The sequence below is a fragment of the Prevotella sp. genome, from assembly GCF_036570325.1.
GTDB lineage: Bacteria > Bacteroidota > Bacteroidia > Bacteroidales > Bacteroidaceae > Prevotella.
In genome coordinates this window covers 1-1531 of record NZ_DATCYK010000107.1, presented here as the reverse complement: position 1 = coordinate 1531, position 1531 = coordinate 1, and the positions used below count along the sequence as shown (strand labels likewise).

The window sequence follows — 1531 nt, the reverse complement described above, 5'->3', positions numbered from 1 at the left end:
TTCCATTCTCCCTAGAAAGGAGGTGATCCAGCCGCAGGTTCTCCTACGGCTACCTTGTTACGACTTCACCCCAATCACCAATCCCACCTTCGACCGCTGGCTCCTTACGGTTACCTCACGGGCTTCGGGTGTTACCGGCTCTCATGGTGTGACGGGCGGTGTGTACAAGACCCGGGAACGTATTCACCGCGACATGCTGATTCGCGATTACTAGCAACTCCAACTTCATGTAGGCGAGTTTCAGCCTACAATCCGAACTGGGACTGGCTTTCAAGTTTTGCTCCCCCTCGCGGGTTTGCTGCTCGTTGTACCAGCCATTGTAGCACGTGTGTAGCCCTAGACATAAGGGGCATGATGATTTGACGTCATCCCCACCTTCCTCCACGTTAACCGCGGCAGTCTCGTTAGAGTGCTTAACTTAATAGTAGCAACTAACAATAAGGGTTGCGCTCGTTGCGGGACTTAACCCAACATCTCACGACACGAGCTGACGACAACCATGCACCACCTGTCTTCCTGTCCCCGAAGGGACTTCCTCGATTAAGAGTAATTCAGGAGATGTCAAGTCTAGGTAAGGTTCTTCGCGTTGCTTCGAATTAAACCACATGCCCCGCTGCTTGTGCGGGTCCCCGTCAATTCCTTTGAGTTTTAATCTTGCGACCGTACTCCCCAGGCGGAATACTTAATGCGTTTGCTGCGGCACCGAGGGTGGTACCCCCCGACACCTAGTATTCATCGTTTACGGCGTGGACTACCAGGGTATCTAATCCTGTTTGCTACCCACGCTTTCGTATCTCAGTGTCAGTTACAGTCCAGAAAGTCGCCTTCGCCACTGGTGTTCTTCCTAATCTCTACGCATTTCACCGCTACACTAGGAATTCCACTTTCCTCTCCTGCACTCTAGATGCCCAGTTTCAAATGCAGCGCCCAGGTTAAGCCCGGGAATTTCACATCTGACTTAAGCACCCACCTACATACTCTTTACGCCCAGTAAATCCGGACAACGCTTGCCACCTACGTATTACCGCGGCTGCTGGCACGTAGTTAGCCGTGGCTTCCTCCTTAGGTACCGTCATTATCGTCCCTAAAGACAGAGTTTTACGATCCGAAAACCTTCATCACTCACGCGGCGTTGCTGCGTCAGGGTTTCCCCCATTGCGCAATATTCCCCACTGCTGCCTCCCGTAGGAGTCTGGACCGTGTCTCAGTTCCAATGTGGCCGATCACCCTCTCAGGTCGGCTACGCATCGTCGCCTTGGTGAGCCCTTACCTCACCAACTAGCTAATGCGCCGCGGGTCCATCTCAAAGCGGATTGCTCCTTTGATTATTCTATGATGCCATAAAATAATGTTATGCGGTATTAATCTCCCTTTCGGGAGGCTATCCCCCTCTTTGAGGCAGGTTACCCACGTGTTACTCACCCGTCCGCCGCTAATCCACTTCCCGAAGGAAGTTTCATCGCTCGACTTGCATGTGTTAGGCACGCCGCCAGCGTTCGTCCTGAGCCAGGATCAAACTCTCAATTTAAAA

The 1531-nt window shown here is 52.4% G+C and carries 1 rRNA gene; it reads right to left on the bottom strand.

The features are described 5' to 3' along the window. Positions 1-15: 15 nt before the first annotated feature. Positions 16-1528: ribosomal RNA gene (locus VIR50_RS10200) — 16S ribosomal RNA — on the bottom strand. Between the last annotated feature and the right edge of the window lie 3 nt (positions 1529-1531).